The organism is Streptomyces sp. NPDC030183 (genome assembly GCF_055573455.1).
On the sequence record NZ_JBVIBK010000018.1, the window covers coordinates 83,946 to 105,628 of the forward strand.

The following is a 21,683-nucleotide window of genomic DNA, read 5'->3' on the forward strand; positions in this document are numbered from 1 at the left end:
TGGACTGCCTACCATCTTGCCCCGCTTGGCAACTTGAAGGCAATGCATTGCCAGCCTGCTGGAGCGCTCCGGGAACGGAAGTGTCAAATCCGTTGCACAGACATGCCGTTTCGAGCGATCATCGCCCTATGGTTTCGACACCCCCCGACGGCCGCGCAGGCATCGACGCCGCGCTGGTCACAAGGCTGATCGCCGGTCAGTTCCCGCAGTGGGCCGACTTACCCGTGGTTCCGGTGGAGGTTGACGGCTGGGACAACCGCACCTACCGACTCGGTGACGACATGTCGGTCCGGCTGCCCACCGCCGCCGGCTACGTCCCCGCGGTGGCCAAGGAGAGCGAGTGGCTGCCACGCCTGGCGCCCGCGCTGCCCGTGGCCATCCCGACCGTGCTGGGCAGAGGCCTCCCGGGCGAGGGGTACCCCTTCCCCTGGTCGGTGCGCGGCTGGCTGGACGGCGAGACGTCCGCCCCCGAACGCATCGACGACATGGCGCAGTTCGCCGTCGCCGTCGCGGACTTCATCCTCGCCCTCCAACGCTGCGACGCCACCGGCGGCCCGCTCGCCGGGGAGCACAGCTGGTACCGGGGCGCCTCCCTGACGCACTACGACGAGGAGACCCGCCGCTGTCTCGCCGACCTGGAGGGCCGCGTCGACACCGAACGGGCCGCCGAGGTCTGGCGGGCCGCGCTCGCCGCCGAGTGGCGCGGGAAGCCCGTCTGGTTCCACGGGGACATCGCGAGCGGCAACCTGCTGGTCAGGGACGGCAAGCTGGCGGCCGTCATCGACTTCGGCACCTCGGGGGTCGGTGATCCGGCCTGCGACCTGGTGATCGCGTGGACGATGTTTTCGGGCGACAGCCGCGAGGCGTTCCGGCGGACGGTCGCGCAGGACGGCGGCATGTGGGCCCGGGCCCGGGGCTGGGCCCTGTGGAAGTCCCTGCTGGTGCTGTCCGGGGCCATCGACACCGACCCCGGGACGGCCGCCGTCCACCGGCGGATCATCGATCAGGTGCTCTCCGACCACGACGACTTCGGCTAGCCGGTGGCCCCGCCTCCCGGCTCGGCCGAGACCGCCGAGGTGTGCGACGACGACCATGACGAGCAGGTCGTCGTCGCACACCTCGGCGGCGCCTGTGCCCCGCACCCCCTAGCCGGCGACCGTGAGGTCGGCGGAGTGGCCGGCGACCGCCGCGAGGTCCTCGGCGGCCGCGTCGCCGGAGCGCGCGGAGAAGTAGTCGACCGTGTGCCGCAGCCCCTCCTCCAGGTCGACGACGGGACGCCAGCCGAGGGTGCGGACGGCCCGCTCGATGGCCGGACGGCGGCGCGGCGGGTCGTCCTGCGGCAGCTCCCGGTAGTGCACCGGCGCCGAGATCCCCGTCATCCGGCGTACGAGGTCGGCGAGTTCGGCGACGGTGAACTCCGCCGGGTTGCCCAGGTTGACCGGCCCCGGCTCGTCGGAGTCGAGCATGGCGACGAGTCCGCGGACCAGGTCGTCGACGTAGCAGAAGCTGCGGGTCTGCTCGCCGCTGCCGTAGACGGTGATCGCGTCGCCGCCGAGCGCCTGGGTGATGAAGTTGCTGACGACCCTGCCGTCGTCCGCCCGCATGCGCGGACCGTAGGTGTTGAAGATCCGCACGATCCCGGTGTCGACGCCGAGGGCTCCGCGGTACGCGGTGGTGAGGGCCTCCGCGAACCGTTTGCTCTCGTCGTAGACACTCCGCGGCCCCACCGGGTTGACGTGCCCCCAGTAGTCCTCCGTCTGCGGGTGCACCTCCGGGCTGCCGTAGACCTCACTGGTGGAGGCGAGCAGGAAACGCGCGCCGTGGCGTCGGGCGAGGGCGAGCGCGTGCTCGGTGCCGCGGCTGCCGGCCGCCAGTGTCTGCAAGGGGCGCCGCAGATAGTCCGGCGGGGAGGCCGGGCTGGCGAGATGGGCCACGGCGTCGACCGGGCCGGGGTCGTCGAGCCCCTGGGTGACGTCGCACTGGATGAATCGGAAGGCTGGGTTCCGCCGTGCCTGCCGGAGGTTCTCCAGACGCCCCGTCGACAGGTCGTCGACGCAGACAACACTGTCGCCCCGTCTCAGCAGCGCGTCGGACAGATGGGATCCGAGGAAGCCGGCACCGCCGGTGATGAGGACTCGCATGATCCTCCTCGCGTTGTCAAATACTTGCCACCACTGTTGCCTACTGTGTGCAGGGTTGGCAATATCAAGTGCTCGACTTTTGCCAGACGGAGGAGCCACCGGTGAGTACGTCTCCCGACGAACGCGGCGCACGACCCTTCACGGAGGCCGTCCGCACCCGCGCCCGCGCGCTGTACGGCGGGGCGGTGGGGCTGGCCAGGGACGGCGCCCTCACCGGTCTGGTCGCGAACACGGCGCTGATCGGGGTGTCCGGCGCCATGATGAGCACCTCGGGCAGCCTCTTCCTGTCCGACGAGATCGGTGTCGGGCCGCTCCTGATCGGGCTGTTCTTCCTGGGCAGGGGGATCCTCGGCGTCCTGTCCGGGCTGGTGTTCGGGGCGCTGTCCGACCGGATCGGCAACCGGCGTCTGCTGCTCACCGTCTGCACCCTGCTGTCCGCCGTGGGCACCTTCGCCTACGTCGTCGTCCGCGACTACTACCTGCTGTTCCTCTTCGGCGCCGTCTTCTTCGCGCTCGGCAGCGCCTGCTTCCCGCAACTGCTCGCCTACACACGCGAGTTCGCCGAGACCCGGGCCCTGGACGCCACGTTCTTCAACTCCCTGCTGCGGGCCCTCACCTCCCTGGCCTGGGTCGTCGGCCCCCCGATCGGGTTCCTGCTGATCGACAGCCAGGGCTTCGGGGTCCTGTACCTGGTGGTGACGGGGATGTACGTCCTGGCGGCCGGCCTGTGCCTGTGGCTGCTGCCCCACCAGCCGCCTCCCGCGCCCGTCGCCCAGGAGGGGACGAAGGGCAGGGCGTTCTCCGGCATCGGACGTGCCTCGTGGCTCCTGCTCGTGGCCACCATGCTGCTGCTGACGGTCAACAGCGTCTACCAGATCGACATCGCGCTGTTCGTGACGAAGGGACTCGGGTACGACGCCGGCTTCACGGGGCTGCTGCTCGGGCTCGCCTCGGCGATCGAGATCCCCGTGATGATGTATCTGGGCGCCCGCGCGGAGCGCATCGGCAAGTGGCGCCTGGTGACGTACGCGGCCGGTGTCGCGACGGTGTTCTTCGCGGTGCTGCCGGTGGCCGAGTCCAAGGTCGCGCTGCTCGCCCTCCAGGCGCTCAACGCCTTCTTCATGGCGGTGGTGCTGAGCATCCCCGTGACCATCCTCCAGGAGTCCATGCCCGACCGCGTGGGCGCGGCCTCCTCGCTGTTCACCGGCGCGTTCCAGGTCGGGGTGATGCTGGGCGGCGCCACCGCGGGCGCGGTGATCGGCTGGGTCGGCTACGGCCGCGTGTTCTGGGCGTGCGCGCTCCTCGCGGGCCTCGCGACGGTGCTGCTGGTGCTGGGCCGGGGCCCCGAGCCCGTCCGGCCGGACGGTCACGCCCCCGGCGGCGCCGCGCACGCCTGAGCCGCGCGGCCCCGGGATGGTCGGGGGACGCGCGGCTCCGTCGCGCACCGCCGGCCCGCTGAGCCGATTCGGCCCGCTGAGCCGATTCGGCCCACTCGGCCCGTTCGGCCCACTCGGCCCGTTCGGCCCACTCGGCGTGTTCGGCCTACTCGGCCGCCGCGGTCTCCCGGTGGCGGGTGATCCTGTTGGAGACGCCGCCGAGGTAGTAGCGGACGGTGGGCTGCCCGGTCGACACGATCGGGACCTCGTTGTCCTGGAGTGTGCGCAGCAGTTTGTCGTCGGGCGCGGTGTTGGCCAGGTGCTCGTCCTCGGTGAAGGTCTCCGGGATCGGCAGCTTCAGGAGCAGTTCCCGGCGTATCAGCCACACGCTCTGGTCCACCAGGGAGACCGGATCCTCCGCCCGGATCACGCTGCTGGTGCGGAAGGCGTCCCCGGGCCGTCGCGGATCGGCGCGGTCCAGCAGGATGTTGGTGCCGGGGATCCGGACACCCTTGTCGCACATGACCCGGTGGATCCGCGCGGCCTCGGCCGGGTCGTCGACGGTGTGCCACGCCTCCTCCAGGTAGGGGGTGCCGTCGGCGTACCACAGGGTCCTTCCGGAGTGGGCGACCTGCACATCGTGTTCCCGGGCGCACTCCAGCAGGCTGCTCAGGTGGTGGGGCTCGTACTCGTTGTCGTCGTCCAGGAACGCGATCCAGTCCGCCGAGGAGATGCGCGCTCCCGTGTTGAACAGGCGGGACAGGCGCGGGTAGACGCGCCGCTTGTCGCCCGGCGGCTCGTCGCGCTCGGCCTCCGGGCGCGGCTGCTCGTGCACGGTCACCGTCAGTCCCGGGCGGGTCGGGGCGGCGGTGGCCGCCGCCACCGTCTCGGGGTCCTGTTCGTCGATGACGATGACATGCTCGATGGGGCCGTCGAAGTCCTGTGCGCGGACGGAGGCCATGGCGCGCCGGAGCAGCCGTGGACGCCCTCGCGTCACCGTCACGACCCCGATCGTGTCCTTGTGCATACGGTTCTCCCCTCGCTCCCGCGGTACCGGTCCATACCGGCCCGCTCCGGTCCGGTTCGATCCAACCAAGCATTGCCAATTGAGGCAAGGCTCTGGCAATATATTGCCAACTTGTGGTGGGTTCAAGGAGGTATGCGATGGCCGGTCCGAAGCTCAGCGTCGTGATCCCGTACAAGCAGCGTCTGCGCAACTTCCGCATCGCGCTCGCGGCGCTCGCCGAACAGACCCTGCCGGGCTCCGAGTTCGAGGTCGTCGTCGGGGCCCTGGAGTACTCGCAGGACTACCTCGCGGCCTGCCGGGAGTACGCGGACCGGCTGACCATCGTCTCCGTGCTGGTGGACGAGGAGTGGAACCTCTGCCGGTCGCGGAACCTGGCGCTGCGCCAGGTGTCCGGGGAGGTCGTGGTGTTCCTCGACGCGGATCTGGCGCTGCCCCCGCGATGCCTGGAATCCCTCTACGAGCGGTACTACGCGGACGGGCAGGACGTCTGCGTGGTGGGGCAGATCGTGGGTCTCGACGGCCGGTCGGACCGCCCGGCCGAGACGTCCGACCTGCCGGAGCACCGCGAGTACCGGACGCTGCTGGCGGACCTGGAGTCCTCGTCCGGCGCCCGGCTCGACAAGCGGTGGCGGTTCGATCCGTTCGTCCTGCCGTGGACGCTGGTCTGGGGCGCGTTCATCGCGGTGCCCGCCGGGACCGTCCGGCGCCACGAGCTGTTCTTCGACGAGGAGTTCCGGGGCTGGGGCGGCGAGGACCAGGAGTGGGGGTACCGGGTGCACGCGGCGGGCGTGCCGATCGTGCGCGGGGAGGACGTGTACGGACTGCATCTGCCGCACGCCCGGGACGTCTCGTCCAACTTCCGCGAGTTCGACGTCAACATGGACCACTTCCTCGCCAAGTGGCCGGCCCTGGACGTGGAGCTCTACCGGGCCTTCGACATGTGGGGCGCCAACCGGTCGTACGAGGAGGTCCGCCGCGAGGTGGCGGCGGCCGTGGACGGCCCGCACGAGACGCTCGGCGTGGCGCGCGGCACCGTCGACGGCAAGGACACCCTTCTCGTCGGGGTCGCGGTCGACGGGCGGCGCCGGATCACCGCCCCGGAGGTGGGCGCGCTGTTCGACGACGGGAGTCCGGCGAGCGTGCTGCCGCTGGTGGGCCTCGCGCTGCCCTTCGCCGGTGGAAGCGTCGAGGAGTGCCGGGTGCTGCCCGCCGTGCTGGGCCTGAGCGAGCGCTACCGGGAGACGGTGCTGCGCGAGGCGAAGCGGGTCGCCCGGCACGTGGTGGCACCCGACCCGGCCTGAACTCCCGCCGCCGGTAGCCGAGTCGGCCGGTGTCCCCCACGGACACCGGCCGACTCGTCGTGCCGCGAAGCGCCGGACTCACGGATGTCGGCCCCCGCCCCACCGCGCCGACCGCCGGCCCCGCCCCGCACCCCGGCCTCGGCGCTCACCCCTCCGGTGCCGTCGACAGTTCCAGCCGGGGCACCCCCGGGGGCTCGAAGCCGAAGACCTGGCCGTAGGCGGAGAGTTCGGCGTGCAGGCAGGCCGTCACCGTCTCGGCCTTGCGGAAGCCGTGCTGTTCGCCGGGGAAGGCCAGGTAGGCGTGGGGGACGTCGCCGCCGCGCAGCCGGGCGAGGAAGCGTTCGGTCTGGCGCGGTGGGCAGACCGTGTCGTCCAGGCCCTGGAGGATGACGAACGGGGCCCGCACTCGGTCGGCGCGGCGCAGCGGTGACACCGCGGCGTAGCGGTCGGCGGCCTCGGGCCACGGCCCGAGGAGGCTGTCGAGGTAGCGGGACTCGAAGTCGTGTGTGCCCCGGTCGCGCCACTCCTCCGGGTCGAGCAGCGGATAGTAGATGCCCGCCACGCGGTACAGCTCGGGCTCGGCCGCCAGGGACGCCGCCGCCGTCCAGCCGCCCGCGCTCCCGCCCCGGATGCCGATGCGCGCGGGGTCGGCGAGCCCCCTGGCGATCAGCCCCCTGGCCACGGCGGCGCAGTCCGCCACGTCGACCACGCCCCACTTCCCGTGCAGCCGCTCGCGGTACGGCCTGCCGAAGCCGGTGGAGCCGCCGTACTGCACGTCGACGACGCCGATGCCGCGGCTGGTGAAGAACGCGATCTCGTGGTTGACCACCAGTCGGCTCCGCGTGGTGGGCCCGCCGTGGGCCTGCACCAGGAAGGGCGGCAACTCGCCGTCGGGCGCGGTGAACCCGGGGTTGTGCGGGAGGTACACGAACGCGTGCACCTCCTCGCCGTCCGCGTTGCGGAACACCTCGTGACGGCCGTGCGGCAGCCACTCCGCGCAGTCGTCGCCACGGGGGTCCGCGCCCCGCAGGACGTCGAGGCGGGGCTCGCCGGTGGGGGTGTCGAAGTCCACCAGGACCACCGAGGAGCGCCGCCGGGGTCCGGCCGCGGTGCCGGCGACACGGTGGCCGTCGGTGGCGAGCGCCGCCCACTCGGTGTGGGGCGCGGGCACGTCGCGCAGGGTGCCGTCGCGTTCCAGGACGGCGAGCCGGCGGTCGCGGGTGCCGTGCACCACGAACAGCCGTCCGTCGTCGGCCGGCAGGAACCAGCGCGCGCCGATCCGCCACAGGGGCTCGCCGAACTCCTCCGCGCGGGGGCACAGGTTGCGGGTGCCGCCGTCGGGACCGATCTCGTGGATGTTCCACCAGCCGTCCGGGTCGCTGAGGACGTACAGCACGTCCGGCCGGTCCGGGGCCCACTCGACCTGGCCGACGGAGACACCGGGACCGCCCGCGACCCGCCGGGCCGGGCCCAGGGTGCCGTCGGGTCGTACGGGCGCGCACATCACGTCCGTGGTGTCCCACGGCATGTCCGGGTGGTTCCAGCCGATCCAGGCCACCCGCAGCCCGTCCGGCGACACCTTGGGTCCGGTCATGAAGTGGTGGCTCGCGGCGAGGATCCGTACCGCCCGCGGGTCCTTCGCGGCGGCGCCGTCCAGGGGCAGGGCCACCATGTCCCGGTGGACCCGGGTGCCCGCCTCGTCGTCCGGCGTCTCGCGCAGGCACCAGACCTCCTCGCCGACACGGGCGAAGTCGGCGTAGCGCGCCCCGGCGGGGAACGCGGGTTCCGGGGTGAGCGGCACCGGCTCGGTCCCCGGCGCCGCCCGGTACACCCGCTGGTCCTCCCCGTGTGTGAAGACGAAGCCGGCAAAGACGTCCGCGCCGAGGGCGAGCCAGGGGCGCCCTCCGTACTCGATGACCCGGGACCGCACGTCCCACTCCGGTCCGAGGACGTCCCGCACGTCCCCGTCGGGTGTGCGGGCGACGAGCGCGGTGCGCCCGCCCTCCCAGGGCCTGGCCTCGGTCCACCAGACCTGCTCGCCGACGAAGCCGGTCCACTCGACGCGTGCCTCGGCGGCGGCCGCCTCGGCCGCTCCGACGGGTGAGGTCCAGGTTCCGTGGGCGGCGGTACGCGGAGTTGTCATCCGTTCCTCCTGTGCGGTCGACTTTCCCCCAAGGTTGCCTTTAGTGTGCCAATGTTGGCAACATGTTGCCTCGCGGTCCCGTTCCCTGGGTCCGCGGCGCACTCGGAAGGGAGCCCCATGACTCGCAGCGCACTGGACGAGGTGCGGGAGGAGGCGCCGGGGGGCGGGCGGACCGTCTCGACGGGACGGCTGCGCACGGCACTCGCGGCGGAGACGCTCGTGGGCAGCCTCGGCCTGTACAGCGTCATCCCCGTCCTCGGACCGCTGCTCGCGGCCAGGTCACCCGGCTCCGGGACCGCGATCGTCGGCATCGGCCTCTTCTGCTACACCGCCTCGGCGGGCCTGTCCGCCACGCTCGTGGCCCGCCGCCTGCGCCGGATCGCCTACGCGCCGGGCATGGTCGGGTCCGTCCTGCTGTCGGCGCTCGCTTTCGGCCTGCTTCCCTTCGCGGGGGCGGACTGGATGCTGTGCGGGCTGCTCGTCCTGGCCGGGTTCGGGGTGAGCGCGCACTTCCTGTACTCGCGGGTGCTCATCGCCGAGGTGATCCACGACGACATCGGCCGCAACCGGGTCTTCTCCCTCCTCCAGATCGCCGTGAACGGCGCCGCGGCGCTCGGCCCGTTCCTCGCCAACGCCCTCTACACACCGGCGGAACCGCACAAACTGATGGGCGTCGTGGCGCTGTGCTACGTGGCGGCCGCGGTCGTCATGCTGCCCGGTCTCCCGCGCGGGGTCAGGCCGCCGGAGACCTCCGGCCGGTGGCCGGTGGGCAGGAAGGTGCTGCGCCAGGTCGTCAGGACGCCCGCGATCCGGCGCACGGTCGTGGCCGGCGTCCTCGGCACGTTCGTGTACGCGCAGTTCTACTCGGCCTTCGCCTTCTACGTGGCCCAGCGGTTCGACTCCGCCGCGCTGCGCTCCTTCCTCGTCGCGGGACCGGCCTTCTGGATCGTGATCCTGCAGACCGGGGTCACCGCGGTGATCAGCCGGCTGATGCGGGGCGGGGCCACGCCCTTCGCCGTGCTCGGCGGCGCCAACCTGCTCTTCGCCGGGTCGATGCTGGCCCTCGGTTCGGGACTCGAACCGGTGGTGGGCGCGATCCTCGCCGTCCTCGTCTTCTCGGTGGCCGAGATGGCGTTCGGGCCCATGCTGAGCACCGCCTACGCCGGGCTGCCCATCGGATCCACGCTGGAGGCGTTCAACCTGCGCCAGGTGTGCTGGTCCTTCGGTGAGGCCCTCGGCGCGCTGTCGGGCGGCGCACTGTTCGTCGCGCTCCACGACCAGGGCCGGGGCTGGCTCTACTGGCAGTCGCTCGGCGCCGTCACCCTGGCCGTCACCTGTCTGCTCCTGTTCCTGTCCCGGCGCCCCGCGCCACGGCCCGCGGCCCGCCTCTGACACGTGCCGGCCACCCGGGCCGCCCCCCTCCCCCACACCCATGATCCGACGCTCAGCAGAGGAGTTCCGATGACGACCTGGCTCCAGACCGATGTGCTCGCCGACCGGTCGGCGCCCACGACCTCCGCGCCCGGGCTCGACGAGACGAGAGCGCTGGGCACCGGCACGCCTCTGCCGCGCGAGGGACGGGCCCCGGTGCACGAACTGGTGGCGGGCTTCGCCCGGATCACCCCCACCGCCCCCGCGGTCAGCGGCCGCGACGGCACCATCGACTACCGGGCGCTCGACGCCTGGGCCCGGCGCGTCGCGGACCGGCTCGCCGAGTCGGGCGTCGGCCGGGGCGACCGTGTCGCCGTCCTCGTGGAGCCGTCCACCGCGATGGTGGCCGCCGTGCTGGGCGTCCTCAAGGCCGGGGCGGCGTACGTCCCCATGGACCTGGCCCACCCCGACCGGCGCATCGCCGGTGTCCTCACCGACGCCCGGGTCGGCGCGGCCGTGGTCGGCGCGACCGCCGCGGACCGTCTGACCGGGCTCGGACTGCCGCTGGTGCGGGTCGAGGACATGGCCGCGTCCACCGGGGAGCGCGAGACCGGACGCGCTCCCCGGGCGCACGGGGACGCCGTGGACGCCGGGGACGACCAGGACGGCGACGGGGAGCCGGCCGGCGCGGTCGCCCACGCCCACGCCCACGCGATGGAGTATGCCGCCGACGGGCCCGCGGCGCGCGGTCTCCCCCGGGGGCCCGCCTCCGTCACCGGGACCACCGGCGGACCCCTCTCCGCCGAGGTGGACGGCGGCGACCCCGCCTACCTCATCTACACCTCCGGCAGCACCGGCGAGCCGAAGGGAGTCGAGGTCGGGCACCGGCAGTTGGCCGCCTCGACGCTCGCCCGGCGCATGGTCTATCCGGGCAAGCCGGTCTTCCTGCTCGTCTCGCCGCTCGCCTTCGACTCCTCCGTCGCCGGGCTGTGGGGCACCCTCACCGCCGGCGGGCACCTGGTCGTGGCGGCGTCCGACGAGGTCCGCGACCCCGGGCGCCTGGTGGACCTGATCGAACGGCACGGTGTGACGAACCTGCTGTGCGTGCCCTCGCTGTACGCCGTCCTGCTGGACGCCGCCGAGCGGGAGGGCGTCGGGCGGCTGCGCTCCCTGGAGACGGTGACCACGGCGGGCGAGCCCCTGCCCGCCGACCTGATGCGACGCCACTTCGCGCTGCACACGCACACGGTGGCGCTGGTCAACGAGTACGGCCCCACCGAGGCGACGGTCTGGGCGAGCTACCGCCGCTACGGCGGGCCGGCACCGGTCACGATCGGGGGCCCCGCGCCCGGCGTGCGGCTGTACGTCCTCGACGAGGGGCTGCGGCCCGTACCGCGCGGCACCGAGGGCGAGCTGTTCATCGGGGGCTGCGGGGTGGCCGACGGCTACTTCGGGCGTCCCGAGGCCACCGCGAAGGCGTTCCTCGACGATCCCTTCGCTGGGGGCGGGGCGCGGATGTACCGCACGGGTGACCTCGTCCGGTGGACCGAGGAGGGCACCCTCGACTTCCTGGGACGCCGCGACCACCAGGTCAAGATCCGTGGCCATCGCATCGAACTCGGCGCGGTGGAGGCCGCGTTGTGCGAACTGCCGGGGGTGCGTGAGGCGGTCGTCGTGCCCGACCCCCCGGGCACCGCCCTCATCGGGTTCGTGCTCGCGCCCGCGCTGCCCGCCGCCCAGGACCTGCGGGAGCAGCTGGCCCGCTCGCTGCCCGCGCCGATGGTCCCCGCGCGGATCGAGGTGCTCGACTCCTTCCCCCGCACCGTCAACGGCAAGGCCGACCGAGCACTTCTGCGTTCACGGACGCAGGAGCCGCACGGCGGCGGCCCCGCCGCGGAGACACCCGGCGGCGGCACGGCCGAGGCGGCGCCCGGCGGCGGCACGGCCCCGCGGGCGCCCGGCGGTGACCCGTCGGCCGGGGTCGCGGCGGCCTGGGCGGAGGTCCTGAAGGTCGCCGACGTGCCCGCCGACGTCAACTTCTTCGACCTGGGCGGTCACTCGCTGGCGATGTTCCAGCTCCAGGACGCCCTGGAGCGGCACACGGGCGCACGGCCCCCGATCGTCGCGCTGTTCCGCCACACCACCGTCTCGGCGCAGGTCGCCCTGATCCGTGACGGCGGCTCGGACGCCGCCGACCCCGACGCCGACGCCCGGCGTTCCGCGGCCCGCCGCGCCCGCGCCCTGCGCGCCCGCCGCCACCGCGCCCAGGAGGAGCCGGCGAAGTGACCTCCACCCCCGCCTCCACCCCCGCCCCCACCCCCGCCGCGGTCCCGGCCGGGCGTCCCGCTCCCGGCCCGCCGCGCTCCGGCCGGGCCCTGTGGCTGCACTGTCCCGTCCCGCTCCCCGACCCCGCCCGGCGCCTCATCTGCTTCCCGCACGCCGGGGGGTCGGCGGCGTTCTTCCGGGACTGGGGAGCGCGCCTGGCCGACTTCGAGGTGCACTCCGTGCGCTACCCGGGGCGGGCCGAGCGCATCGGGGAGCCGTCCGCCCTGGACCTGCGGAGCCTCGCCCACGCGATCGCGGACGCGGTCGAACCGCTGGCCGACCGGCCCCTCGTCCTCTTCGGGCACAGCATGGGCGCCGCCGTCGCGCTGGAGACGGCCCGCTGTCTGGAGCGGCGCGGCGTCCACCCGGCGCACCTCGTGGCGTCCGGCTCGCGCGACGCGCCCTACCCGGACCCCGAGGAGAGCGCCGCGGAGCAGGACGAGGACGACGCCGCGGTGGTCGCCCGGCTGCTCGAACTCGGCGGCACCGACCCGGAGCTGGCGTCGGACCCGGAGTTCCAGCAGCTGGTCGTGCCGTACGTGCGCGACGACGGCCGGATGTTCCACTCCTACACCCCGCGGCCCGACGATCCGCCCCTGCGGTGCCCGGTCACGACGATCGTCGGGGACGCGGACGACGACGCCGACCGCCGCCCCTGGAGCGAGCTGACCGTCGGCCCGCACCGCGAACACGTCGTGGAGGGCGACCACTTCTACCTCGTGCCCAGACCGCCCTTCGCGCTGCTCCAGAGCCTGTGAGCACCGCCCGTACCCTCCCCGGCCCCCGTTCGCCCCCTCACGTACAGCGCACGCCGATCTGCTCCGCGCACCACCGCAAGGAGGGTTCCCATCGCCACGCACCGGACGAGCAGCGCACCGCCGCGCTCGTATCTCATCAGCGTCGTCCTGCCCTGCTACAACGAGGAACAGGTGCTCAGGCGCACCCATCAGCGCCTGACCCGCGCCCTGCGCGACCTGCCCCACGAGATCGTCTACGTCGACGACGGCAGCGCCGACGCGACATGGGCGCTGATCCAGAAACTCATCGCCGACACCCCGCCCGGTTCGTCGTCCCCGCAGGTCCGCGGGGTCCGCTTCAGCCGCAACTTCGGACATCAGGCCGCGTGCCTGGCCGGTCTCGCCGAGGCCCGGGGAGACGCCGTCGTCCTGATGGACGCGGACCTCCAGGATCCGCCCGAGCTCATCCCGAGCATGGCGGAGGAGTGGTTCAAGGGCTGGTCGGTGGTGTCGGCGCGCCGGGCCACCCGGCACGGCGAGACCCGCCGGAAGAAGGCCACCGCCTTTCTGTACTACCGCCTGCTGTCCCTGATCTGCGACCAGCCCGTCGCGCTCGACACGGGCGACTTCCGCCTCATGGACCGCGAGGTCGTCGACTTCGTGACGTCGCTCGGGGAGAAGGAGCTGTTCCTGCGCGGCCAGATCAGCTGGACCGGGTTCCCCGAGACGAGCCTCACCTACGAACGCGACCCCAGGGCCGCCGGCACGACCAAGTACACGCTGCGCAAGATGCTGGCGCTGTCCCGTACCGGAGTCCTCTCGGGCTCGGCGGCCCTCCCGCTGCGCATTCCCACGTACATCGGTGTCGCGTCCCTGCTCGGGGCCGGCGGTGTCGGCGTGGTCCGGCGCAGCGCCCGGGAGGCCGCGCAGCTGGGCGCGTTCGGGTTGCAGTCGCTGGCCTGCGGGGTGCTGGGCGAGTACCTGCTCGGCGTGTTCCGGCAGGTGCAGGGGCGCCCGCCCTATCTCGTCACGGAACGCATCGACTCGGTCCGCAATCCGGCCCTGAAGGGTTCGCCCGCGCACGTCAAGGAGCGCTCATGAACACGCCGAACAGGCACGACGACCGGCACACCCGCGGCCGGGACGCACAGACGACGGCCGACGGCGTCCGGGACGCGGTGGTCGTGGGCGGCGGCTTCACCGGTCTGTCCGCCGCGCTGGAACTGGCCGAACGCGGCCACCGGGTGACGGTCCTGGAGCGGGAGCCGGAACTGGGCGGTCTGGCGGGCAGTTTCGACGTCGGCGGGGGCAAGCGCATCGAGCGCTTCTACCACCACTGGTTCGACTCGGACGAGGAGATCCTCGGTCTGTGCGACCGGCTGGGCGTCGCCGACGCGGTCCAGCCGCACCTCACCCGCACCGGCATGTACTACGCCAACTCCGTCTACCGGCTCTCCCGCCCCCTGGACCTGCTGCGTTTCGCGCCGCTGCCGCTCCTGGACCGGCTGCGGCTCGGCGTCATGGCGCTGCGCGCCGGCCGGGTCGACGACTGGCGTGCCCTGGAGAACCTCACCGCCAAGGAGTGGCTGATCTCGCTCGGCGGTCGCAGGGTGTACGAGGTGGTGTGGCGGCCCCTGCTGGAGGGGAAGTTCGGCGCGTACGCCGACGAGGTCGGCGCGACCTGGATGTGGACCAAGCTGCATCTGCGCGGCGGAAGCCGCACCAAGTCGGGCAGCGAGGTCCTGTACTACCTGCGGGGCGGCAGCGAGACCCTGGTGACCGCGCTGCACAAGCGCCTCGCCGAGCTGGGCGTGGAGATCCGCACCGGCACCGCCGCGGACTCCGTGCTGATGGACACGTCCGGGGTGACGGGCGTGCGCACCAGCGCCGGTGACGCCCTGCCCGCCCGGCACGTGCTGCTCACCACCGCGCCCGCGCTCGCGGCGGACCTCCTTGAACCGGAGGGCGCCGAGGGCCCGGCAGCGCACCCCGCCGTCCCGGCCCTGGTCCGGCAGTTGCGCGGCATCCGCTACCTGGCGAACGTGTGCCTGGTCCTGGAGAACAACCGCAGGCTGTCCGACACGTACTGGCTGAACGTCAACGACCCGTCCTTCCCCTACGTCGGCGTGATCGAGCACACCAACATGGACGACCCGGCGCACTACGGCGGCCGGCACGTCGTCTACCTGTCCAAGTACCTCCCGGCCGAGGCCGAGTTGTACCGGATGAGCGACGAAGAGGTCTTCGAGTACAGCCTGCCGCACCTGAGGCGGATGTTCCCCGGCTTCGACCGCTCCTGGGTCGACGCCCACCACGTGTGGCGCGCCGAGTACGCCCAGCCGTTGATCACGCCCGGCTACACCCGGGCGATGCCGCCGCTGGAGACCCGGCTGGGCGGCCTGTACCTGTCGAGCATGGCGCAGGTGTTCCCGGAGGACCGGGGCACCAACTACGCCGTACGGGAGGGCCGCAGGGCCGGCCGGCTCATCGCCGACCGGCTGCGCACCGGCCGCACGGCGACGCCGGCCGAGGAGGCGTCCCGTGCCTGAGCTGCTCACCCTCGACCAGGCCGAACGCCTCGACATCGCCCAGGTCCACGACCTGTACGGCAGGTACGTCAGCCGCAGCCAGGTCTCCCTCATCGGCACGTTCGGTTTCGGCCGCGACCTCGTCGACAGCGCCCAGGGCGCCTGGATACGGCTGCGCGACGGACGCCGCGTCCTGGACTTCACCGGCGGTGTCGGGGTCCTCAACCACGGCCACAACCACCCCCGGATCCTCGGGGCACGCGACCGCTTCCGCGAGGCGCGGCGCATGGAGGTCCACAAGAACTACCTGTCCCCGTACGTCGCCGCGCTCGGTCACAACCTCGCCGCGCTGCTCCCGGGCGACCTGAACATCTCGTACTTCCCGAACTCGGGCGCCGAGGCCGTGGAGGGCGCCCTGAAGCTCGCGTACAAGTACCACGGCGGCCGGCGCGGCACCGTCCTGCACACGGACATCGCCTTCCACGGCAAGCTGCTGGGAGCGGGCAGCATCACCGCGTCCCCGGAGATCCACTTCGAGTATCCGCGGCTGCCGGGCACGGACGCGTTCGCGTACGGGGACATCGAGTCGTTCCGGCTGGCGCTGGAGCGGCACACGGACGGGCGGGGCCGCAGCGACGTGTACGCGGTCGTGCTGGAGCCGTTCAGCGCGTCCAGTCTGCGCGAGTGCTCGGCCGAGTTCCTGTACGAGGTGCGCAGGCTGTGCACCGAGCGGGACATCGTCCTCGTCTTCGACGAGGTGTACACCGGCTGGGGCAAGACGGGCGAGCTGTTCCACTTCATGCACCACCCCGGCCTGGTGCCCGACGTGCTGACGACGTCGAAGTCGTTCGGCGGCGGCAAGTCGTCGATCTCCGGGTACGTCGCGCGCGAGCCCGTCTTCCGCAAGGCGTACGACAACCTGCGGGACGCCACGCTGCACAGCACCACCTACTACGGCTTCGGCGAGGAGACGGCCACGGCGCTGGAGGCGGTGTCGGTCGCCGTCGAGGAGGACTTCCCGGGGCGCGCCCGCAAACTCGGCGAAATCCTCGGCACCGGGCTCGCCGATCTCGCCGCCCGGCATCCGGGGATGGTCGCGGGCACCGCGGGCCGGGGCGCCCTGCACGGCCTGTATCTGCGCCAGGGCCCCCGGCTGCCCGCGGCGGTGCGGGAGGCGATGCCGGTCGAACTGGCCCGGGACCCACAGGCGTTCGCCAAGCTGCTCACGGGCGCGGTGATCGCCGCGCTCTACCGGGACCACGGCATCCTCACCTTCTTCGGGTCCAACCGGAGCATCGCGCTGATCGTGTCCCCGCCGCTGGTGGCGGGCGAGGAGGAGGCGCGGATCTTCCTGGACGCCCTCGACTCGGTGCTCGGCCGGGGCGCGCCCCGGCTGCTCGCGGACTTCGTCAAGGAGAAGGTGACCGCGGGAAGGGGGCCCCGATGAGTCCCGCGCCCCGGCTGCTGCGTGCCGCGCTGCGCTCCAGCGGGCTGCGCTCGTACTGGCAGCGGCAGTACCCCTGCCTGGGCGAACCCGCGGCCCGGGCCGCCGCGGAGGCCCATGTCCTGGGGACGCTGCGGACGCTGCCGCTGACCCATCGCGCCGGTTACGCGGCGGCGCTGCGGATGCTTCCGCTGGCGTACCGGCTCGCCTCCGGCGGGCGGTCGCTGCGCGCCGCCACCGGCGAGGAGGGCCGGCGGGGCATGCGGGCCCTGGCCGCGCTGCCGGGCTTCTCGGAGGTGGTGCGGTCGAGCACGGCGCTGGCGCTGCTGGGCGCGCTCGACGGTCGTACGGGGGAAGGGGGCCGGCGATGAGGGCGGTCCTGGGCCGTGGGCACCGTACCGTCGACACGGACGTGGTCGTGATCGGCTCGGGCGCCGGTGGCGCCGTGGCCGCGCTCGAACTCGCCGCGGCGGGGCGCGACGTGACGGTCCTGGAGGAAGGGCCGCGCGCCGACACCGCGCGGCTCGCCGGGGCGAGCCCGGCCGAGAACATGCGCACCCTGTACCGCAACGGCGGGCTGACCCCGGTCTTCGGCTCGCCGACCATCGCGTACGGCGAGGGGCGCGCCGTCGGCGGCACGACCCTGGTCAACGGGGGGCTGCTCTGGGAGCCGCCGCCCGCGCTCCTCGCCCGCTGGGCGGCGGTCGCGGGCCTCGACGGCTACCGGGCGGCCGACCTCGCGCCCCACCTCACGACCGTCAACAGCCGTCTCGGCACCGTCGTCCAGGGCCATGGCGGCCCCGAGGACAACCGTGACTCGCGGCTGCTGACGGCGGGGGCCGACCTCCTCGGCTGGCGCTGGCAGCACGCCCACCGCGTGGTGCGGGGCTGCGCGCACCGCAACCGCTGCACCACCGGCTGCACGTCCGGCGCCAAGCAGAGCATGGCGGTCACCTACCTGCCGCGGGCCGAGGCGCTGGGCGCCCGGATACGCCCGGACACGCGGGTGCTGCGCGTGCTGCACGACGGCCGCACGGTGGGCGGGGTCCTCGCGGCCGGCCCGGACGGCGTGCGCACCGTGTACCGGGCGCGGGCGGTGTTCCTCGCCGCGGGGCCGCTCGGCTCCCCCACGCTGCTCCAGCGCAGCCGCATCCAGCACCGCCGGGCGGGGCGGGAGTTGGCGCTGCACGTCAACCTGCGTACGGTGGCGCGCTTCCGTGAGGAGGTGGCGGCGGAGCGCGGCACGATCTTCACCGCGCAGCTGAAGGAGTTCGGCGACCTGGGCGTACTGATGATGCCGTCGAACGTCTCGCGGGGGGCGCTCGCCGCCGCGCTGGCGGGCCGCTCCCCCGCCGATGTCGCGCGTTTCCTCGCCGACTTCGACCGGCTGGGCGTCTACACCACCCAGGTGCGGCTGCACGGCACCGCCACCGTGCGGGCCCTCCCCGGGGGCGGGATGCTGCTGCGGCACGGTATGACGGCCGTCGACCACAGCGCGCTGCGCGAGGCGTTCCTGCTCAGTGCGCGGCTGCTGTTCGCCGCGGGTGCCGTGGAGGTGACGCCGCCGGTGTCCTCGGCGCCGTCCTTCACCGCGATGTCCGAGGTCGAGGAGTTCTGTCTGCGGGTCCGGCCGGGCGACTGGGAGCTGGTGTCGGTGCACGGCATGGCGTCGGCGCGGATGGGCGACGCCGACCGGGGCGGGGTGTGCGACGCGTACGGCAGGCCGTACGGGGTCGAGGGGCTGCGGGTCTGTGACGCGAGCGTCCTCCCGGGCGTCACCGGCATCAGCCCCCAGGGAACGATCATGGCGTTCGCGCACGAGATCGTCGCCCGCTTCAACGAGCAGGAAGGAAAGACGGGCACATGACGGACCAGCGGACGACGGGCGCGGTGGGGCACCCGCTCGAGGAGGATGAGCGCCGGACGGGAGCGGAGGCCGCGCGGGTGCGGCTGTTCAGTGTGCCCGCCCTGGTCGCGTCCTGTGTGGGGTTCGCCCTGATCGGTGCGCTGCAGTCGTTCTACGGCCCCTCGATCCCCGCGCTGCGCGACGAGTTCGGGCTGTCGCCCGCCGCGGCCGGGGTCGGGCTGACCGCCCACTTCATCGGCGGGGTGGGCGGTGTGCTCGCCTTCAACCGGGTCCACGACCGGGTCGGCAACCGCACCCTCCTGGGCGTCTCGTACGCCCTGATGGCGGCCGGGTCCCTCGGGTTCGCGCTCGCCCCGGCCTGGCCCCTGGCGCTGGCCGCCGCGTTCCTCGCCGGTCTCGGTTTCGGCGGGATCGACTACGGGCTCAACCAGTTGTTCGCCGTGGGCTTCGGCTCCCGCAGCACCGCCATGCTCAATGTCCTCAACGCGTTCTTCGGTGTCGGCGCGGTGGCGGGTCCCGCCCTGATCGGTCTGCTGGGCTCGGACCGCTACACGGTCGTCTTCGCGGGCTGCGGGGTGGTGTCGGCGGCGCTGCTGCTGTTCCTGCGCGGTGTGCGGGACAGGAGCCCCGCGCCGGCGACCGCGGCGGACGGGCCGGCGGACGGACGGGCCGCGTCCCCGGCCCGGGCCCGCGTCCGGTTCCTGCTGCTGGCCTTCGTCGTCCTGTACGTCCTGCACGTGGGCGTCGAGGCCGGGGTGGGCGGCTGGGAACCCACGCATCTGGAGGCGGTGGGCTACGGTTCGGCGTTCGCCGCCTCGGCGACCTCCGTCTTCTGGCTGATGATGACGGTCGGCCGGTTCCTGGTGGTCCCCCTGACGCTCCGTTGGCCGGAACACATCATCATCAACATCAGTTGCGCGGGCATGGCCGTCTGTCTGGCGGCGGCGACGGTGCCCGCCCTGGCCCCTTACATGTACGCGGGCGTGGGCCTGTTCATCGCCCCCGTCTTCCCCACCGGTCTGCCCTGGCTCACCCGGACGGTGCCGATGGCGCGCAGCGCCAGTGCCCATGTGATCGCCGCCTCCATGCTCGGCGGTGTGGCCGCGGGTCCCGCCCTGGGCGCGATGATCCAGTGGGCGGGGGCACGGTCCGTGCCCCTCGTGCTGTGCGCGATCGCGCTGCTGTGCCTGGCGTCGTCGATGTGGATCGACAGGACCTCACGACGGGCGTAGCGCGCGGCGACGTCACCGTCCAGGAGGTGATTTCACCACGGCGTCGACACCCGGCCTCCCGCTTCCCCCGCGATTTCTTCACACATCACCGCACCAATGACCGCAAAACGGTCGCCGACCATGATTCAACTCTCGCGCGACCGGCGGTCTTTGGCCATCATGTGCCCGGGGACAGTTCAGGGGGAAGATCGCCATGAGTGAGCAGCGCCGGCCCGGCGAGACACGGGTCACGGCACTCCGTCGCCTCGCGGCGCCCATGGCCAGGCCGCACCACCGCCGCCCGTGAACGGATGAGTCACCCGCAGATGCGACCCGGTACTCCCGCGGGGTGTGCCGATGATCCGCCGCGCCAACACCAGGGAGGCTGGTATGTCACGCAGAGAACAAGGTCAGCTCGACAGACGTCGGTTCCTGTCCCGGCTGGGAGCCGGGACCGTAGCGCTCGTGGCCGGTTTCGACCTGGTCGGACGGCAATGGGTCGCCCGGGCCGAGGACGCCGACCGTGCCTCGTTCGCCGCGGTCCCGGCCCTCGACGGAACCCTCACCTTCGACCCGGACGTCCTCGCGGCGAACGCGCGCGACCAGGGCAACATCTTCGTCAGGACGCCCTGCGCGGTGCTCCGGCCGGGCTCCGTGCTGGACATCCGGAAGATGCTCGCCTACTGCTCGGCCCACGGCATCAAGGCCGCGCCGGCCGGCGCGCACCACGCGATGTACGGCCAGCCGCTCGTCAGCGGCGGGCTGGTCATCGAGATGGAGTCGCTGCACACGATCCACTCGATCGGCACCGACAGCGCCGACGTCGACGCGGGCGTGCGGTGGGGGGATCTGATCGAGGCGGCGTTCCGGCGGGGTCTCCGGCCGGCGTCGATCACCAGCTACGTCGGGACCACCGTCGGCGGGACGCTGTCCATGGGCGGCATCGGGATGATGTCGGCCTACCGGGCGGGCGCCCAGGTCGACCACGCCCGGCAGCTCCAGGTGGTCACGGGCGACGGACGGCTGCTGCGGTGCTCCGGCACCCAGAACACCGACCTGTTCGACGCGGCGCTCGCCGGACTCGGTCAGTGCGGTGTGATCACGAGGGCGACCGTCGATCTGGTGCCCGCCAAGCAACTGGCCCGGACGTACCGGATCGGGTACACGGACATCGGGGCGTTCTTCCGGGACATCCGGATCCTGGCGAACCGCGGCGAGTTCGACTCCCTGGGCAGCATTCCGCAGCCGGGCACGGCCCAGCCGCTGACGCTGTGGGCCACCGTCTTCCACGACGCGGGCGACGTGCCCGACGGCTCGCACCTCCTGCGCGGCCTCTCCCCCGCCGCGGCCGGCGCGGCCTTCGAGGACTACGGCTTCCTCGACTACATCTTCCTGGTCACCCGCATGTACGACTCCTTCGCGGCGAACCTGGACTGGGACGCGAAGGTCAAGCCGTGGCTGGATCTGTTCCTGCCGGACGACGCCGTCGAGGAGTTCGTCTCCTCGGTGTTCCCCTCGCTGACGCCGGAGGATCTGGGCCCCACCGGTTTCGGCCTGGTGTTCCCGATGCTCCGCTCGACCTACGGACGGCCGCTGCTGCGGCTCCCCGGTGACGCGGGCGGCCCCTGGGTGTGGCTGGTCAGTGTCCTGACCGACTCGGCCGGCCCCGGTCCCGACCCCGACTTCACGTCCCGTATGACGGACCGCAACTACCGGCTCTACCAGCGGGCGGCGGCCGTCGGCGGCACCCGGTACCCGCACGGTGCCTGCCCGTTCACCCGGGCCGACTGGCAGGCCCACTACGGCTCCATGTGGCCACGGCTGGTGGCGTGGAAGGACCGCTACGACCCCAAGGGCATCCTCACCCCCGGCCCGGGCATCTTCTGACCGGCCCCCCAGCCGTCGTCGCGACAAGCGGTTCCAGGACACGGGGTCTCCGCCAACGGAGGCCCCGTTTCTGCCGCTTCGGCCTCCTTTCGCGCCACGAGTGACCCTCGCCCCTTGCGCAACAGGGGCCCCGCACTCTTCACCTTTCTGTAACCGTTCCTGTTCACCCCGTTGACATCATGCGCACCGTGTCCCTATGGTCACGCAAACATTCGACCGTGTGACGACATATCGAACGGTTTGAAAGGCAAGTGCCCTGCGCATCACCGGAATCAGCCCCCACGTGGCCGGAACACCGTGGCGCGGCCCGACGTACGCACCGGTG

The 21,683-nt window shown here is 72.9% G+C and carries 16 protein-coding genes; 13 read left to right on the forward strand and 3 right to left on the reverse strand.

The genetic code is table 11. The features are described from left to right. Positions 1–128: 128 nt before the first annotated feature. Entirely contained in the window at positions 129–1,037 is a 909-nt protein-coding gene (locus tag ACZ4Z2_RS22345) for an aminoglycoside phosphotransferase family protein (RefSeq protein WP_468078392.1), read from the forward strand. 108 nt (positions 1,038–1,145) lie between these two features. Here the strand turns inward: ACZ4Z2_RS22345 and ACZ4Z2_RS22350 are convergent, their stop codons facing one another. After that, on the reverse strand, positions 1,146–2,141 hold the full coding sequence (locus tag ACZ4Z2_RS22350; RefSeq protein ID WP_468078393.1) for a UDP-glucuronic acid decarboxylase family protein: 996 nt from the start codon (positions 2,139–2,141) through the stop codon (positions 1,146–1,148). A 101-nt stretch (positions 2,142–2,242) separates the two neighbouring features. On the opposite strand from ACZ4Z2_RS22350, the gene ACZ4Z2_RS22355 reads away from it, so the two are divergent. Continuing rightward, positions 2,243–3,538, forward strand: coding sequence for a sugar efflux transporter (locus ACZ4Z2_RS22355; RefSeq protein ID WP_468078394.1), 1,296 nt, complete (start codon positions 2,243–2,245; stop codon positions 3,536–3,538). Positions 3,539–3,683: 145 nt separating this feature from the next. Here the strand turns inward: ACZ4Z2_RS22355 and ACZ4Z2_RS22360 are convergent, their stop codons facing one another. Beyond that, entirely contained in the window at positions 3,684–4,544 is an 861-nt protein-coding gene (locus tag ACZ4Z2_RS22360; RefSeq protein ID WP_468078395.1) for a glycosyltransferase family 2 protein, read from the reverse strand. Between the two features lie 137 nt (positions 4,545–4,681). On the opposite strand from ACZ4Z2_RS22360, the gene ACZ4Z2_RS22365 reads away from it, so the two are divergent. Further along, positions 4,682–5,845 (forward strand): glycosyltransferase family 2 protein, encoded by a 1,164-nt coding sequence (locus ACZ4Z2_RS22365; RefSeq protein WP_468078396.1) that lies wholly within the window; start codon positions 4,682–4,684, stop codon positions 5,843–5,845. Between the two features lie 145 nt (positions 5,846–5,990). Here ACZ4Z2_RS22365 and ACZ4Z2_RS22370 read toward each other — a convergent pair whose 3' ends face one another. Continuing rightward, on the reverse strand, positions 5,991–7,988 hold the full coding sequence (locus ACZ4Z2_RS22370; protein ID WP_468078397.1) for an alpha/beta hydrolase family protein: 1,998 nt from the start codon (positions 7,986–7,988) through the stop codon (positions 5,991–5,993). Positions 7,989–8,105: 117 nt separating this feature from the next. On the opposite strand from ACZ4Z2_RS22370, the gene ACZ4Z2_RS22375 reads away from it, so the two are divergent. The 10 genes from ACZ4Z2_RS22375 to ACZ4Z2_RS22420 all read left to right on the forward strand — a co-directional run bounded on the left by ACZ4Z2_RS22375 (position 8,106) and on the right by ACZ4Z2_RS22420 (position 21,358). Continuing rightward, the gene (locus tag ACZ4Z2_RS22375; protein ID WP_468078398.1) at positions 8,106–9,380 is read left to right on the forward strand and encodes an MFS transporter; all 1,275 of its coding nucleotides are present in this window, start codon (positions 8,106–8,108) and stop codon (positions 9,378–9,380) included. A gap of 69 nt (positions 9,381–9,449) precedes the next feature. After that, entirely contained in the window at positions 9,450–11,645 is a 2,196-nt protein-coding gene (locus tag ACZ4Z2_RS22380; RefSeq protein WP_468078399.1) for a non-ribosomal peptide synthetase, read from the forward strand. Then, positions 11,642–12,442 carry a thioesterase II family protein gene (locus tag ACZ4Z2_RS22385; RefSeq protein ID WP_468078400.1) on the forward strand — a complete coding sequence of 267 codons (801 nt, stop codon included), beginning with the start codon at positions 11,642–11,644 and terminating at the stop codon, positions 12,440–12,442. Before ACZ4Z2_RS22380 ends, ACZ4Z2_RS22385 begins: the two co-directional genes overlap by 4 nt. Before the next feature lie 147 nt (positions 12,443–12,589). Next, positions 12,590–13,522, forward strand: coding sequence for a glycosyltransferase family 2 protein (locus ACZ4Z2_RS22390; protein ID WP_468078487.1), 933 nt, complete (start codon positions 12,590–12,592; stop codon positions 13,520–13,522). Beyond that, positions 13,519–14,970 (forward strand): NAD(P)/FAD-dependent oxidoreductase, encoded by a 1,452-nt coding sequence (locus tag ACZ4Z2_RS22395; protein ID WP_468078401.1) that lies wholly within the window; start codon positions 13,519–13,521, stop codon positions 14,968–14,970. The genes ACZ4Z2_RS22390 and ACZ4Z2_RS22395 overlap by 4 nt, the downstream gene beginning before the upstream one ends. Then, a complete protein-coding gene (locus tag ACZ4Z2_RS22400) occupies positions 14,963–16,396 on the forward strand; it encodes an aspartate aminotransferase family protein (protein WP_468078402.1) in 1,434 nt (477 codons plus the stop codon). Before ACZ4Z2_RS22395 ends, ACZ4Z2_RS22400 begins: the two co-directional genes overlap by 8 nt. Beyond that, positions 16,393–16,764 (forward strand): hypothetical protein, encoded by a 372-nt coding sequence (locus ACZ4Z2_RS22405; protein ID WP_468078403.1) that lies wholly within the window; start codon positions 16,393–16,395, stop codon positions 16,762–16,764. Before ACZ4Z2_RS22400 ends, ACZ4Z2_RS22405 begins: the two co-directional genes overlap by 4 nt. Then, positions 16,761–18,260 carry an FAD-dependent oxidoreductase gene (locus ACZ4Z2_RS22410; protein ID WP_468078404.1) on the forward strand — a complete coding sequence of 500 codons (1,500 nt, stop codon included), beginning with the start codon at positions 16,761–16,763 and terminating at the stop codon, positions 18,258–18,260. Before ACZ4Z2_RS22405 ends, ACZ4Z2_RS22410 begins: the two co-directional genes overlap by 4 nt. Beyond that, on the forward strand, positions 18,257–19,492 hold the full coding sequence (locus ACZ4Z2_RS22415; protein ID WP_468078405.1) for an MFS transporter: 1,236 nt from the start codon (positions 18,257–18,259) through the stop codon (positions 19,490–19,492). Before ACZ4Z2_RS22410 ends, ACZ4Z2_RS22415 begins: the two co-directional genes overlap by 4 nt. Positions 19,493–19,861: 369 nt before the next feature. Continuing rightward, a complete protein-coding gene (locus ACZ4Z2_RS22420; protein WP_468078406.1) occupies positions 19,862–21,358 on the forward strand; it encodes an FAD-binding protein in 1,497 nt (498 codons plus the stop codon). Positions 21,359–21,683 lie beyond the last annotated feature (325 nt).